The sequence below is a fragment of the Paenibacillus cucumis (ex Kampfer et al. 2016) genome (genome assembly GCF_019748695.1).
GTDB classification, from domain to species: domain Bacteria; phylum Bacillota; class Bacilli; order Paenibacillales; family Paenibacillaceae; genus Paenibacillus; species Paenibacillus polysaccharolyticus.
Window position 1 is genome coordinate 23,546 of sequence record NZ_JACLIC010000033.1, and the last position, 14,888, is coordinate 38,433.

General features: G+C 45.2%; 13 protein-coding genes. 4 read left to right on the top strand and 9 right to left on the bottom strand.

The features are described from left to right. Window positions 1-28 precede the first annotated feature (28 nt). Window positions 29-697 carry a succinate dehydrogenase cytochrome b558 subunit gene (locus tag H7T88_RS19475; protein WP_090919438.1) on the bottom strand — a complete coding sequence of 223 codons (669 nt, stop codon included), beginning with the start codon at window positions 695-697 and terminating at the stop codon, window positions 29-31. 362 nt (window positions 698-1,059) lie between these two features. Between H7T88_RS19475 and H7T88_RS19480 the strand changes: the two genes are divergently transcribed. Then, window positions 1,060-1,983 (top strand): LysR family transcriptional regulator, encoded by a 924-nt coding sequence (locus H7T88_RS19480; protein ID WP_154891051.1) that lies wholly within the window; start codon window positions 1,060-1,062, stop codon window positions 1,981-1,983. Between the two features lie 27 nt (window positions 1,984-2,010). Here the strand turns inward: H7T88_RS19480 and H7T88_RS19485 are convergent, their stop codons facing one another. After that, a complete protein-coding gene (locus H7T88_RS19485; protein WP_090919443.1) occupies window positions 2,011-2,682 on the bottom strand; it encodes a potassium channel family protein in 672 nt (223 codons plus the stop codon). A 33-nt stretch (window positions 2,683-2,715) separates the two neighbouring features. After that, entirely contained in the window at window positions 2,716-4,035 is a 1,320-nt protein-coding gene (locus tag H7T88_RS19490; RefSeq protein WP_260511024.1) for a TrkH family potassium uptake protein, read from the bottom strand. A 487-nt stretch (window positions 4,036-4,522) separates the two neighbouring features. Here H7T88_RS19490 and H7T88_RS19495 point away from each other — a divergent pair, with 487 nt between their 5' ends. Then, complete coding sequence (locus H7T88_RS19495) at window positions 4,523-6,220, top strand: CPBP family intramembrane glutamic endopeptidase (RefSeq protein WP_221789943.1); 1,698 nt, start codon at window positions 4,523-4,525, stop codon at window positions 6,218-6,220. On the opposite strand, the gene uvrC is transcribed toward H7T88_RS19495, so the two are convergent. Beyond that, entirely contained in the window at window positions 6,189-8,276 is a 2,088-nt protein-coding gene (gene uvrC, locus H7T88_RS19500) for an excinuclease ABC subunit UvrC (RefSeq protein WP_221789944.1), read from the bottom strand. The two genes, H7T88_RS19495 and uvrC, sit on opposite strands and share 32 nt — an antisense overlap. Window positions 8,277-8,689: 413 nt before the next feature. Next, a complete protein-coding gene (gene trxA / locus H7T88_RS19505; RefSeq protein WP_090919457.1) occupies window positions 8,690-9,007 on the bottom strand; it encodes a thioredoxin in 318 nt (105 codons plus the stop codon). A gap of 264 nt (window positions 9,008-9,271) precedes the next feature. On the opposite strand from trxA, the gene H7T88_RS19510 reads away from it, so the two are divergent. Continuing rightward, window positions 9,272-9,427, top strand: coding sequence for a YqzM family protein (locus H7T88_RS19510; RefSeq protein ID WP_090919461.1), 156 nt, complete (start codon window positions 9,272-9,274; stop codon window positions 9,425-9,427). A 91-nt stretch (window positions 9,428-9,518) separates the two neighbouring features. Here the strand turns inward: H7T88_RS19510 and dnaI are convergent, their stop codons facing one another. From dnaI to H7T88_RS19530, 4 genes are all read right to left on the bottom strand, one after another. Then, window positions 9,519-10,469 carry a primosomal protein DnaI gene (dnaI, locus tag H7T88_RS19515; protein WP_221789945.1) on the bottom strand — a complete coding sequence of 317 codons (951 nt, stop codon included), beginning with the start codon at window positions 10,467-10,469 and terminating at the stop codon, window positions 9,519-9,521. Between the two features lie 160 nt (window positions 10,470-10,629). Further along, window positions 10,630-11,544, bottom strand: a complete 915-nt coding sequence (locus H7T88_RS19520) for a tetratricopeptide repeat protein (RefSeq protein WP_221789947.1) — start codon at window positions 11,542-11,544, stop codon at window positions 10,630-10,632. Between the two features lie 128 nt (window positions 11,545-11,672). Continuing rightward, entirely contained in the window at window positions 11,673-13,208 is a 1,536-nt protein-coding gene (locus H7T88_RS19525) for a replication initiation and membrane attachment family protein (RefSeq protein WP_221789949.1), read from the bottom strand. A 385-nt stretch (window positions 13,209-13,593) separates the two neighbouring features. After that, entirely contained in the window at window positions 13,594-13,887 is a 294-nt protein-coding gene (locus H7T88_RS19530) for a YuiB family protein (protein ID WP_090919489.1), read from the bottom strand. A gap of 227 nt (window positions 13,888-14,114) precedes the next feature. Here H7T88_RS19530 and hemQ point away from each other — a divergent pair, with 227 nt between their 5' ends. Further along, window positions 14,115-14,861, top strand: coding sequence for a hydrogen peroxide-dependent heme synthase (hemQ, locus tag H7T88_RS19535; RefSeq protein WP_090919493.1), 747 nt, complete (start codon window positions 14,115-14,117; stop codon window positions 14,859-14,861). The last annotated feature ends 27 nt before the right edge of the window (window positions 14,862-14,888 follow it).

Consider the following 14,888-nt stretch of genomic DNA (forward strand, 5'->3'; position numbering starts at 1 on the left):
TATTCATAAAATTTAAGATCAGTAAATGTTAGACCAAAACGGATTTTACCGCGTCAATCATTGAAGTTGCTGTTTGGAAATCAACGTTCCGGAAAGCAAACAACGAAGCGATAAACATGATGGATACGAGTACGAACAAGCTCATGCACACATACGAAGATACCCGCTGCGCACGAGGTCCGACCGTAATTCCCCAGCTAACGAGGAACGACCAGAGTCCATTGGCAAAGTGATATGACGCCGCAACCACACTGATCAGATATAAAATAAATGTTACCGGATTCATCACGATGTTATGGATAACACCGCCCAACTCTTCGTGTGTTACGTTGCCGAGAGCCACTTGTACACGCGTCTCCCATACGTGCCAGATCACAAATACAAACGTGATGACACCACTGATCCGCTGCAACGTATAACGCCAGTTGCGTTCATTGCCGTAACGACCCACGTTAGGCTTGGCCTGATAAGCAATGTACAGACCATATACACCGTGATAGAACAGCGGCAGCCAGATCAGAAACGTTTCCAAAACAATAACGAGCGGCAGGCTGTTCAAGAAGGCAACCGCACCATTAAAAGCTTCTTTGCCGCCTTCAACTGCTGAGAAGTTCGTCACCAGATGCTCTAGAAAAAACAAACTGAGCGGAATGACGCCAAGCAAGGAGTGCAGCTTTCTCGAGTAAAACCCTTTCATAAAATGTCGATCCCCTTTCGCTAAATACAACGTTTTCATAAATCCATTCTTATATCATGACACGAATCCTTCTTACATGGGAAGGTTCGACAAATTGTTCCGTTTTGATCAGGTGTGAACAACTTGTGTCACAATTCATGTTACTCCTTTTTTTCTTATAAGGGAATTGCAATATAATTATTAAATGTTATAACCTATAGGTATAAGTGTTGAAACAAAGGTTTTGTAAGGGTTATACCATTGAAACTACGATTTCCCTAACCTATGTAACCATTCAAACAACGAGACTAAACGCCATACAATAAGGCAAACAATTAATCAAGGGCAAGAATCACACTCATAATGAAGAGAGGTTTGTGTTCATGTTCGAAGAATTAAACGCATTCGCAGCGGTTGTAGAGCAATCCAGTCTAAACCGTGCATCCAAGCTACTGAATCTGTCTCAGCCTGCACTCTCTCGTAAAATCTCCAAGCTGGAAGATGAACTGGGCGTATCCCTCTTTCATCGCCGCGGCAAACGATTGGAATTAACCAGCGTAGGCCAACTAGCTTACACCTTCGCCGTCGAGCAGAAACAACAGCAACAGAAATTTCTCACCATGTTATCTCAATACAAGGACGAGGAACAGAGCATTATTACGTTAGGAGCGAGTTTGACGACACTACAGACCACCTTACCTCCACTCGTCAACGCTTTTATGGAGAAGCATCCTCATGCAGAATTAAAGCTGCTAACAGGCAAAACCCATGAGATCGTTTCTTTTGTTCGTGATAAAAAAGCCGATGTGGGCATTGTAGCCTCATCCATTAGCGAAACGGGACTCAACTGTGTTCCACTATTTGACGATCACTTGGAGCTGGTTGTGCCGCTAACGCACCCGCTTGCAGGCAAGGAAGCAGGTATGGAGCATCTGCAGGATCTGCCGATGATTACGTTCTCCAAAGGAACATGGTACCGCAAACTGACAGACGATCTGTTCCAGCGTTGCACCGTAATGCCTGACATTCGCATGGAGATTGATTCATTTGAAGCCATTATCCGTCTTCTGCCGACCTGTAAAGCCGCCGCCCTGCTTCCCAAATCTTATCTTCGTCCTCAGCTGCTGGCAGATAACGACCTCGTTGCCGTGCATTTACCTCAGTTGAAACAGACCCGAAGAACAACTTGCATGATCTATGGGGAAAAAGAAAACCTCAGCGAAACCGCCAGACAATGGGTCAGGGAGACTGCTGCATTTTTTACAGCAAAGGCGTCATTGCCCTCACGAAGGACAACAACGCCTTGATATAATCCAGAAGAAGCAGCTTACTGCTCAGCTCTCTTGACTAATAACTTCTTCTTCAAATCGGTCGATATCACCATTATTGCCGATAATGACCATAATATCCCCCATTTGCAGGGAATCCATCGCCGTCGGGGCAATAATCACCCCGGCTTCTTTTTGCAGGGCTACAATGCTACAGTTAAAGCGTACACGCGCATTCAAGCTAGCGAGTGTTTTATTGTGGAGACAGGCAGGTACCTTCATCTCTACAATACTGTAATCATTGGACAATTCGATATAATCCAGCAGGTTTGGTGTAACCAATTGGTGAGCGACCCGGATGCCCATATCCCGTTCAGGGTAAACGACACGGTCAATGCCCAGCTTATCAAGTGCTCGTCCGTGAAGAACCGATATAGCTTTGGCTACAACCGTTTTGACTCCCAGCTCTTTGAGCAGAATGGCAGTAAGGATACTCGTCTGAATATCGTCGCCAATAGCAACAATGCCACAGTCAAAATTACGAATGCCGAGGGAGCGTAGCACCTCTTCATCCGTAGCGTCCGCCACGACAGCGTGAGTGACCAGGTCACTCATGTCTTCGACAAGTTCCTCATTTTTATCAATGCCAAGCACCTCATAACCTAGTTCCATTAATTCCTGTGCCAGACTGGAGCCAAACCGCCCAAGTCCAATGACCGCAAACTGCTGTTTTTTCATCGTTCTTCACGAACCCCTCTATCCTAATAATTACTAACCAATTATCATTTTGCCTTCCGGATACCTGTATAAATCCTTACCCTTTTTCTGCCCCAGTGCATACGCAAGTGTAATTGGTCCAAGCCGTCCTGCAAACATGGTAAAACAGATCATTAACTTGCCAAATGTGGTGAGTTTAAGCGTCAGGCCAAGAGAAAGCCCTACCGTACCAAAAGCAGATGTCGTTTCAAATAATATCATTAAAAAATTACTGTCTTCTGTCGTACTCAGCACCATCGTCACCGTAATAATGAACAACAGCGCCAGTAGCGTGATAGTGAGTGCTTTGAAAATACGTTCCTGCACAAGCCGATAACGGAAAAAGACGATATCCTCCCGACCGCGCATCATGGCAATGACTGCCCCGGCCATAATCAGAAACGTTGTTGTTTTGATACCGCCCCCGGTTGACCCCGGTGATGCACCGATAAACATCAATATAATCATGAAAAATTGCGTGGCCTGCCGCAGTCCGGCGATATCGACCGTGTTGGCCCCGGCTGTACGCGGTGTTACCGATTGGAAGAACGATCCGAGCAACTTGCCGCCCCAGTTCAGACCACCTAACGTTCGTGGGTTGCTGAACTCGAATACAAAAATGACCAGTGCACCAAACACAATCAATAAGGCCGTCATCAGCAAAACAACTTTGGAATGTAAGGATAGCTTCTTCGTTTTATGATATTCCACCAAATCGGACAACACCACAAAACCGATCCCACCCGAAACAATCAGAAACATGGCGGTAAAATTAACAAGCGGATCGTAGACATAGCCCGTTAGACTGCTAAAATGACCAAACATATCAAACCCGGCATTGTTAAACATAGAGATGGCGTGCCAGTAACCGTAATACACGGCCTGCCCGATCGGCATATCAAATGACCAGCGCAGTGCAAACAATGTACCGCAGATCCCCTCCAGAATAAGCGAATAAATCACAACCTTGCGAATCAGCCTCACAATGCCTTCCATCGTGCTTTGATTCATTGCCTCTTGTAAGATCAATCGCTCCTTGAGCGATATTTTCCGTTTGAACGCAATCGCAACCAGCGTAGACATCGTCATAAAACCGAGACCGCCGATCTGAATCAGAATCGCAATAATCACCTGACCCAGCACTGAAAAATAGGTTCCTGTATCCACAACAACGAGCCCTGTCACACACACAGCCGAAGTTGCTGTGAAAAGTGCATCGATAAAGGCCAGGCTGTCGCCGCTTCGGCTGGATGCCGGAAGCATCAACAGCAGTGTACCCAGCAGAATAATGCCAGCAAAACCTAACACCAGAATACGGGGCGGCGATAATCGCATCCATTGAACATTTGCTTTCACTTCAGTATCATCCACCTCTGCTAAAAAAGAAAATAACTCCACCCTGTGGAGCTCATGTATGATTCATAAAAAAACATCATATAATTGGAGTTGATATGCATCCAACTAGAGTTAGTATACTCTTTTACAGGATGCCTACTCTGGATGTCTACTCCGTTAGCTTTGTTAGCTCTTTCCGTTCTATTCGTTCCCTTGTTAGACCCCAGACATGCGGATTTTTGGATATTTGCTTCAAAATTATAAGCGCTGCAACGAATGCACACAAAACGATTTTTGGGTAAATAACTTCGAATTCGTTCAAAACGGGAAAAAAGTTCATGCCCGGACAGCAAGATCGGATTTTTTCGATCATTTTCATTCGTTTTCAAAGATTTACACCTGTTTTCGCCCTATCATTGGCATTGAGGACATGCCCTGTGCTATCTTTACAGTACGATGTAATTGAAAAAAGGAGGAACACCATTCCATGAATCCCTTAGGGCAGCCTTTACAGCTTAAGGCTAACTTCAAACGTTTGGGGTTGCTTGCGGTGATCGGCCTGATTTTATTTTTTGTCTTTCAGATCTTTCCTGCGACTTCATCACAAACGACAGAAATTTCGTCAACATCCTTCATTAGCAAGGATCAAGCGATCCAATCTGCACGTTCATTCGCGGCTTCCGTTGATGACTATACGCTCCAAGGCAATGCCAGTAAACCCCTAGTAACGTATCAGACCCATTCCGATATTTACGGTTATATGGCAAAGACGAAACAGCTTGCCACGTACAATAAAAAATGGGAAACAACCTATCCTTACGATGTATATCGAGTGCGTTTGCTTGATCAGGACAGTGGGGGTTACCTTAACGTTGACGTACATATGAAAACAGGCAAGGTAGTTGCCTTCAAGCGGATATTGCCTTCCTCCCTGTATACGGCCGTTGAATCAGAGCAAGAACAGGGCATCAGAAGAACTTCAGAGTCGCTTGCAGAAGGCAATATGCCATTGAACGAAAAAGAAAAACTCGCGGCTGGAGTTTTGAAAGAATTCGGATATGACATCCCAACACTTCAACTGGATACACGAGATGGCGAGCCGGGTCTGAAGTACACGGATGCAAGTAAAACGATTGGCAACTCCAAGCTAGAATTGAATTTTACATTTGAAAATGGGGCTGTCCGTTCGTTCGATCCGGAGTTCTCCGTACCGAAATCCCACACGGATTATGTTAAAGACCAGACCCAATTAGCCAATTGGTTAACTTACGGTGGTTACGCTTTTCTGACGTTTGTTCTTGGTGTGCTTGCCATTATTTATAGCATTCTGGCTCGTGCAAATACATCGTTCAAACGAGGCGTCGTATTGTCACTGGTGTACTTTGCTGCTTCTATGATTGGTACACTGAACATGTTGCCTCTCTTCCAGGCACAAGGACTTTCAAGCTTCATGTTAGTGTTCCTTATGCTCATTCAGACCGGCATAACCATCGTGATGAGTGCTACGATCTATCTATCGCTTGTCGCTGGTGACGGCATGTGGCGCAAAATCGGATTTAATCCATGGCCTCGTGCCAAGGAGCCGGGTTACGGCAAATATGTGTTGCAGAGTATGTACACCGGCTATCTATGGGCATTCATTCTGCTAGGTGTACAATCCGTTCTATTCTTTATTCTTGAACGTAGCATCGGCACATGGTCCACCACCTCAGCAGATCAATCGACATATAACATGACGTATGCCTGGATCTTTCCGATTATGGCTTGGATGGCTGGAATCGGGGAAGAGGCCGTATATCGACTGTTCGGTATCCGCATGATGCAAAAAGTTGTGCGTAACACGTTTATCGCCTGTCTGATCCCTACAATTATTTGGGCACTTGGACACACCTTATATCCAATCTATCCAGTCATTACACGACCGATCGAACTGACTGTCATTGGACTGTTGTTCAGCCTAATTATGTTGCGTCACGGCTTCATTGCTGTTGTTTTTGCACATGTCATCTTTGACAGCCTATTGATGGGGCTCAGCTTGATTTTCATGGGAGACGCACTGAACATCGGTGCAGGAATCTTTTGGATTGTGTTGCCTGCTATTGTTGGATACGTGGTCTATCGTTTCAATCCAAAACAAAAAGAGAAGCCGTATGTCACGACTCCTCATCACGAAGTGCTGCAATAATCTGAGTAGCTAGTTTATCTCCAATAGATAGAGGCCGGAAGTCTTCAACGCTGGCCTCTTTTATTTTGCGTAAAGAGCCAAAATGCTTCAATAGTAGCTTACGCCGCTTCTCCCCAATGCCTGGAATGGCATCGAGTCTAGACGTAACCATCGATTTGCCGCGCTGCTCACGGTGAAATGAGATGGCAAACCGGTGAACCTCTTCTTGAATCCGCTGTAACAGATAAAACTCCTGACTGTCCCGCGGCAGGGCAATCACCTCTGGCGGATTACCAATCATCAGCTGTGATGTTTTGTGTTTGGCATCCTTCACCAATCCACACACCGGAATGAATAGCCCAAGCTCGTTCTCAAGCACGTCTACAGCTGCGGAAATCTGTCCTTTACCTCCATCGACTACGATCAAGTCAGGCTGGGCCAAGTTTTCCTTAAGCACTCGCTCATAACGGCGACGGATAACTTCACGCATTGTTTCATAATCATCCGGCCCCTCGACAGAGCGCACTTTATATTTACGATATTCCTTCTTGTCCGGTTTACCGTCGGTAAATACAATCATGGCAGACACCGGATTCGTACCCTGAATGTTCGAGTTATCGAAAGCTTCAATTCGTCTTAACTGCTCCAGACCGATCCAGCGCCCCAATCCCTCGGAAGCCTTAGATGTTCGCTCTTCATTACGTTCAATGAGGCGGAACTTCTCCTCCAATGCCACCCGTGCATTGTCGAGTGCCATCGTAATCATCTGGCGTTTCAGTCCGCGTTGCGGGATATGCACTTTAATGTCCAACCATTCTTGCAGAGAAGCAGCCATTTGCGACGGGTCCTCCATCTCGGATGGCAGTTTGGCATTGGATGTTTCCTGCAATCCGGTAGCATTGCTCTCTTCTTCCTCAGTTACCTCCGCCCCATAAGCTGCAAGTGTCTCGGCAACAACTGGCATCGAAGCAGCGGTCTGATTCATCCCGATTTGTAATTCTTCTTGCGTGGATTCAACCGTTCCCTCAGAATGTTTATCCTCGGATATATTCGCATGATCCACTTTTGTGGAATCGCTTGTTTCCTGACCAGAGAGCAGTTCCTTCGGCATCTCCGGTAGCAAAATTTCCTGTGGCAAAGCCGGGTTATCACTATAATACTGGGTTACATAGGACATAAAATCATTGTAGGCCTCACCGTAGAACGGGAAGGTGGATACATGGCGTTCAATCATTTTCCCCTGACGCATATATAGAATCTGGACACACATCCAGCCTTTATCAATCGCAAATCCAAAGACATCACGGTCTCTGGCATCCGCCATCGTAATTTTCTGTTTTTCCATGATCGCATCAATCGCAATCACCTGATCACGCAGCTCTTTGGCACGTTCAAAATACAAATCTTCAGCGGCTTCCTGCATTTTACGCTGCAAGTCCTTTTTAATCTCCTCATGTCCGCCGCTCAGAAATGATCCGATCTCCTGCGAAATCTCGTCATACTGCTCTTTGCCAACTTCCTTCACACAAGGGGCAAGGCATTGGCCCATATGGTAATACAGGCAAACTTCCTTCGGCATTACACCACATTTGCGGAGCGGATACATCCGATCCAACAGTTTTTTCGTTTGGTGTGCCGCATACGAGTTCGGATACGGACCGAAGTATTTGGCTTTATCTTTCAGCACACGGCGGGTCACTTCGAGCCGCGGATGCTTTTCATTCGTTATTTTAAGATAAGGAAACGTTTTATCGTCTTTAAGCAATACATTGTAACGCGGCATATGTTTTTTGATCAGGTTACACTCCAGAATGAGTGCTTCCATGTTGCTGCCTGTCACGATGTATTCAAAATCACGGATTTCGGATACAAGACGCTGTGTCTTTCCGTTATGACTGCCAATAAAATATGAGCGCACGCGGTTTTTGAGCACTTTCGCTTTACCAACGTAAATAATGGTGCCTTCACTGTTTTTCATCAAATAACAGCCCGGCAGGTCTGGAAGCAATGCAAGCTTGTGACGAATCTGCTCCAGTGCCTTCTCCTGTGCGTCTAACTCCTGCATAAATGGATCCATAATTCGGTGGGTCCTCCCTTCCGAAAAAAGTAAAAGTCATGGTTACACAAAAAAATTCACACCGACCACTCCAATGACAGAACAACCTTTCAATCGCTGTTATCCCCAGATTTCTTTGATTCCCTTTTTAAAAGGGAAAATCCGGTGATAAAGGCTACAGTAGATGCTTCCGATGTAGCTTTCTTTCAGAAAGCTTTTAGCTTCGCTTCTCCAGTTCTTTTCTGTCCTCTCCGTTAATCATGTGAATTTACAGTTTCATTTTATATTCAATTATATAATATAAATAATTTATCACATCATTTATATATTACTTTTATATTGTCCTACATATCGCTTATCGACGCAAAACGCCCCCGGCATGTAAACCGGAGGCGATGTGTCAGCCTGCACTTAATTATGTTGTGACTTGCTGCTTATTGATGTTTTTCGATGATTCCTTTGAGAGCTTCTTTAGAGTTCAGACCAACCACTTTATCAACCGGTTGACCATCTTTGAAGAAGATCAGTGTTGGAATGCTCATTACGCCAAAGCGGGAAGCAGATTCTGGATTCTCATCCACGTTTACTTTAGCAATTTTTACGGAATCGCCAACTTCTGTGGACAGCTCTTCCAGGATTGGAGCGAGCATTTTGCAAGGACCACACCAAGGCGCCCAGAAATCAACCAGAACCGTTCCTTCTCCTTCGACTTCCGTGTTAAAGGATTGATCGGATACGTTAACAATAGCCATGAAATTGTCCTCCTTATATATACTTACGGTTTTATTTTAACCTGTAACGTCGTGAACGACACTTCCAGTATAACACATGTGCGTTAGACATGTGAAATGAACAGATAATGTTCATCTTCCCAACATGAAATCTTCACAATTACAGGTGCAGCCAGTCGTCTGCAAAATCTTTACAAACGCTTTCTTTTCCAAGTATACTAAAATTACTCCAGATTGTAGCCCTGCTTGCAGGCCAAGCTGTCAATCCTCAAAGGAGGCAACACAATGGACGCTAATATTCGGATGACCGACCCGCGTGAACATGTGAACGAGGAGCCGCGTAGCGATCTCTTTGATCTGATTATGGGCGTTGTCGGCATGGGCGGCCTGATGACTGTTATCTTTTTTGGTATGGTAATTTTTAAATTCCTGACCGAATAGGATATTCAAGTCAGTTTCAGGCTCCCGCAGACCAGAAAAGCCCGGTTCTCGCATATTGCGAAAGCCAGGCTTTTTTTGGTTCATCTATATCTTAGCTCTTCCCTCGTTGGTTCTCGCCCCGTACCTGAATGACATCCACAAATGGACGAATTCGATCCATCAAACGTTGACCTTTGTTCGATTCCTCGCCATCCCGGTTCGTAAAGCTCAAGTGTTTCTCAAGCCCTTCCAGGTTGTAATTAGACGTATAGAACGTTGGCTTGCGATTCATTCTATAGTTAAGAATAGAGCCCATCACATGATCCCGTACCCATGGATTCAGGTTCTCTGCACCAATATCATCAAAGATGAGCAGGTCACAGCTTTTCAGAACATCCGTCATTTCCTTGAGCTTCTGTCCTTCACTGATCATGGATTTCAAGTCTTCCACAAAGTCAGGCATATAAATGATAACGCCCGTATGACCTGCAACAGCGAGTTCGTGCAGCAGATAACACATCAGAAACGTTTTGCCGGTTCCAAACGAACCTTCCAGGTACAGCCCTTGCGTTGAAAGTCCATTGGCTTTGGCCTCGCTGATATAACGAAGTACGCGGTTTACCGCTGGCGCACGCATGCGATCTTTACCCATAATTTCCACATCATTATATCCAGCGCTTAGAGCACGCTCATCCACATAAAAACTGCGAATCCGCTGTTTGATGATATGTTCATTTTGCCGGGCAATCTGTTTGGAGCAAGGTGCTTTGATATCTATAATTTCGGGTTTACCGTTGAAGTTCTCTACTTCCAGTTTGCAGAAATGACCCTGAAAATCGTTGGGACAGTTGTCGAGTCCCGGACAATTCGCGCAGTTCTTCGAATCTTTAGCATACTGAAACAGCTTGCTCAGATCAGGCATGAGCTGTGTATCTTTCAGTTCAGGATGACCTGCGCGGAACTCGCGCACATATGGGTCTTCCAACAAATCCGCCATAATTCGCCGCGACTGCTCACGAAACGAAGGGTTCAGCTGCTGAAGCAGTCCTCCCAAGGATTCCATGACTTCAAGCCCCCTTTTAAAGTATTAATATTTATGAAAACATGAGACAATTTCATCTCCAAATATTCAATCATTCGTACTGTTCATTCTATAGAAAAGCACACAATAACTCAACTGATACATTTGGAAAAAAACCTCTCCACATTATACGTGTATTCATTTAACCCTTATATTCTGGATGTGCATGTCTGGAGCACCCGAATAAATAACATTTGGAGCTTAAAGATGTGGTGAATTTAAATGGTGGAACAAAACCCGAGACAATCTGTTCGAGAATATGTTCATACTCCTTTTTCTCCATTTGCAAGCGAGTCACGTATGCCTCTTTATCACTTTCTGTCCAATTCTCATCGCAATCTTCTGCCTGTGCTTCCTCAATGTCCCCTTGTTTTAACCGAATACATTCTGCTTCAATTTCAACTGCACGTTCCATTGCATTCGTCTGAACTAGAGCATAAATATATCTACACACCCAGTCGGGCGATTTATAATATGTGTCCCAGGATTTTTCAAACCAATGCACCGCTTCGGAAAAACATGCAAGCTCCAAGTACAGTTCTGCCACATGTACCTCTCCGACAAAATCATCATCACTTTCCAAGAAGGCATCCAGTTTGTGTTTTGCTTCAATCGTATGTCCCAGCTGAATTAAACAGTGAACATGACTATACATGGCGTAATCAGAAGGCCCGGCACTCTTCAAAAATAAAGCCGTGGCCTGATCCAACTCTCCGAGATGATATTTGGCAATTGCTAAGTTATTGTATGCCTCTTTGGAAGGCTCCACAGCAATAGAGTCTGATAGTACAACCGCGGCTTCTTCCCATCTCTCCATCTGAACAAGTAATTCACCAAGCAGACTGTAGGGAAAATGAGAGGTTGGTTTCAACGCCACTGCTTCCTGAGCCAATTCAATAGCTGCTTCGATATCCCCCTCTTCGTGATAATAAATCCAGGCCAGATTCGTCAAGGACTCAACGTCCCTTGAATCGTTCAATGCTTTCTGAAATAAAGCCAACGCTGCATCATAATCATTATTTTCAAGGTATTCGATGGCTTTCTGATTCGTGTTCAACGGATCTGCCCCTTCCCTCTGAATGACTCGTGTCCCTAGCTTTCGGACTCCACCACACACCTATTGAGTAAAAAAGCGAGTCACCTCTCCCAAGGGACCCGCCTGTATCGTACAACTATAACGTTCCTTTATAACGTTCCTTTTTGCTTGCTCGCCTGCATCTCCTGAGCAAATCGCATCATCTCTTCAAACTCTTCCTCCGAAACGTTATCCCCATCATGGCTTATGTCTTGTACAATCGGAATTTCGGGTTTGGCTTTGGTTCCTTTACCGTATGTACGGGTACGGGTTCCAGCTGCTCCTGCAGCCTGCTTACCTTTGACCTTCGCCTGATCACGAATATATTGCACAGCCTTCTCATACGTATTAACCTGCTTCAGCAGCATATTGGAGGCAATCGCCTCAACAAAATTACGATTAATCCGTTGCTCGCCACCCGATACAAGCAATGCCATCAGATAATGAATCAATACGTTGATCACTTCACCAGGTAGCTTGTAACTCAGATCAATTTTTTCGAAAATATCAACCAGATTATCCGGTACAGCCCCCGGGAAAAATGTCTGCAACAACCGAGTGTACGGCTCGTTACGAAGCATCATATTGTATTGATGAATATCACACTTGGTTGCAAATTGCGGTGGCACCTCGACATAATACTCCATCTGAACAACATGCTCCACTGGAGGTTCACCGGAGTCATTATATGCCTGTGGCTCCTCCATATGCTGGCGAAGAGCAACCACCTTGGCGGCTTGCACTGTCTGCTGTTCCTGACGTTTCTTCGTTTGTCTGAATTGCATGCTCGCCTTGTGTTGAAGATCATCCAGCAATAGTTGTCCTTGCGGGCTAAATACACCATCCTCGTCCAGCAGTCGGCACACATCTTGCACGCTAAGACTAAACTTGTTCACTACAAAATTGACGATCCCGAGCTGTTCATGATCAAAACGAAGTTGTTCCACATAACGTCGGTTTACCGACTCACGCGGGAAGCGTAAAATAATGTCCGCATAATTCAGTGCATTTTCTTCCACAGCATCATTCGTGCCTGTTCGCTGTGCCGATGTGGATACTTCGGAGAGTGCCTGCTCCAGCTCGTAATCAATGACATGCGTGTTAAGCTCAAATATATCGTAAAAGGGAACTGAAATATTTTCTTTATTGGCTGCAACGTAAGGTGCATCCCCATTTTCAACTGCCGAAAAGCCAGCTCGTAGCGACAACACAGCAAACTTGCCAATTTTGTCCCGTAGCAACAATGTCAGATGCTGTGTGCGGAAAAACTCTCCTGGCGAGAGCGGCGGCTGCAGTTCATACTCATAGATGTAATCATCATTCTCTGGAATATAGACCCGCGATGTCTGGAGAAGACCTACTGCCTCCAGCTTGGACGCCTGTTCAACCAGATATTTACGTCCTTTCTCGCTAGGCTCCAGCCCCAATGTCATGAACAGCCTTCGTTGCTGCTCAAGCGGGGAATAACCGACCTGTTCTCCGGGGAGATGCTGAAATAACAGCCGATACAAGCCAACCGCAAAAGCACCTACCATAGGCTGGTAAGCTCCTGTGAGCATGCGGTCGTCCAGGGCGCTTAATCCAAACTCCCTGTATACGCAGTAGCGATGATGTTCCGTATAATGATGCAAATTCTTCATGAGCATAGCCTGATCTCCTTCTTCCCCAAAGGTTGTTTTTCTATTCTATCATAAATGTCCGATCCTCAAATGCTCAAAAACAGGTAAAAAACCAACCCGTTCTCTCTCCGTTTCGTCCTAGGTCGACATCGTTCACGTTTTCGCAGAATTGGGCGAATTTTCAAATGAATAACGACAAAGAGTCGCTAGAATACTATAAAAGCTACAGAGCGAGATTACAAGCGAAAATAGTTTAAATCTATTCATCTTATGCTTATGAAAAAAAGCGTACAAACATTCCCGTACCCCGTTCGTCACAACAAAAAAGCCTTCCCTTTGCACGCGTAAGCGTTTGCGTCAAAGATAAAGACTTTTCCAAGTTATTGCGGCAGATGCCTTCACTTTCCAGTCATCAGAACATCCGATATCCGCCTAAACGCAGTTTCTGAATCGTCCATCCGCTGATTATCGCACCCGCGAGGCCTGCAACCCCTGTCATATAATCGACCAACTGGAACGATCCAAGATGTGACACGAGCGTAGATGAATGATCCCATAAGGAATATACCACCACAGGCAAAATAACGATGACGAACAGATAGGAAGGAAACCAGGTGGTCTTCATAAGCATATTCAAAATGAAACCGATACCAAACATCATCACAAAAAATAATACCATTAATACAAGCACAGGTATAAACTGCATCGGCTGACGTTCACCTCTTCTTTCACACTTTCGGTTTTCCCTTCTGGATAGTAGTAAGTTTACCGCAAAAAATGTGGCGAAGCAACGAACTTTCTGGACAAATCTACCGATTTTCACGAGAAGATCATTTGCCCTCCTGCTTCATATTGGGATACAATATAACGATAAAGCACTAAACCATCCCTTACCGGGATTTGGAAATATAATCCGCAGGAGGAACAATATCCATGAACGAAGCCGCATCAACCCTGGAGGGCTGGTATGCCCTGCATGATTTTCGCTCGATGAACTGGACCGCTTGGAAAGCAGCCGACGATGAAGAGCGTGCTGTTGCCCTGGACGAGCTTCAAGAGTTTTGGAATGATTGGAAAAAAGTCGAGGAGGCTTCCCAAGGCAGCACTGTAGTTTATACAGTCGTAGGTCAGAAAGCTGACTTTGTGATGATGCATCTGCGCGAAACGCTGGAAGATCTGAAGGCAGTAGAGAACGCCTTCAACAAAACAACGTTTGCCAAATACACGACTAAAGCTTATTCATATGTCAGTGTAGTTGAACTGAGCAACTATCTTGGCAAAGAGGGCGAAGATCCGATGCAAAATCCGGAGATTATTGCCCGTCTTAAACCGGTTTTACCACAGCGCCAATACATTTGTTTCTACCCAATGAACAAAAAGCGTGAGTTGAACGACAACTGGTACATGTTGTCCATGGACGAGCGCCGCACCATGATGCGCAGTCACGGCATGATCGGCCGCAGTTATGCGGGTAAAGTGAAACAGATCATCACGGGCTCTGTCGGATTTGATGATTGGGAATGGGGCGTTACGCTGTTCGCTGATGATGCGCTTCAATTCAAAAAACTCGTGTACGAGATGCGCTTTGATGAAGTAAGTGCACGCTACGGTGAATTTGGCTCCTTCTATGTAGGAAGCTTGCTGAACGAAAGCACACTGGAAGAGATGCTGAAACTGTAATTTTGTATACATGCAAGAATCGTCCAG

Excerpts from the sequence above, each read along its gene's own strand:
- H7T88_RS19530 (WP_090919489.1), bottom strand. The coding sequence starts at position 13,887 with ATGCAGTTTATACCTGTGCTTGTATTAATGGTATTATTTTTTGTGATG.
- H7T88_RS19485 (WP_090919443.1), bottom strand. The coding sequence starts at position 2,682 with ATGAAAAAACAGCAGTTTGCGGTCATTGGACTTGGGCGGTTTGGCTCC.
- H7T88_RS19490 (WP_260511024.1), bottom strand. The coding sequence starts at position 4,035 with ATGCGATTATCGCCGCCCCGTATTCTGGTGTTAGGTTTTGCTGGCATT.
- H7T88_RS19475 (WP_090919438.1), bottom strand. The coding sequence starts at position 697 with ATGAAAGGGTTTTACTCGAGAAAGCTGCACTCCTTGCTTGGCGTCATT.
- H7T88_RS19525 (WP_221789949.1), bottom strand. The coding sequence starts at position 13,208 with ATGCTCATGAAGAATTTGCATCATTATACGGAACATCATCGCTACTGC.
- H7T88_RS19495 (WP_221789943.1), top strand. The coding sequence starts at position 4,523 with ATGAATCCCTTAGGGCAGCCTTTACAGCTTAAGGCTAACTTCAAACGT.
- dnaI (WP_221789945.1), bottom strand. The coding sequence starts at position 10,469 with ATGGAATCCTTGGGAGGACTGCTTCAGCAGCTGAACCCTTCGTTTCGT.
- H7T88_RS19480 (WP_154891051.1), top strand. The coding sequence starts at position 1,060 with ATGTTCGAAGAATTAAACGCATTCGCAGCGGTTGTAGAGCAATCCAGT.
- H7T88_RS19510 (WP_090919461.1), top strand. The coding sequence starts at position 9,272 with ATGGACGCTAATATTCGGATGACCGACCCGCGTGAACATGTGAACGAG.
- uvrC (WP_221789944.1), bottom strand. The coding sequence starts at position 8,276 with ATGGATCCATTTATGCAGGAGTTAGACGCACAGGAGAAGGCACTGGAG.
- hemQ (WP_090919493.1), top strand. The coding sequence starts at position 14,115 with ATGAACGAAGCCGCATCAACCCTGGAGGGCTGGTATGCCCTGCATGAT.
- trxA (WP_090919457.1), bottom strand. The coding sequence starts at position 9,007 with ATGGCTATTGTTAACGTATCCGATCAATCCTTTAACACGGAAGTCGAA.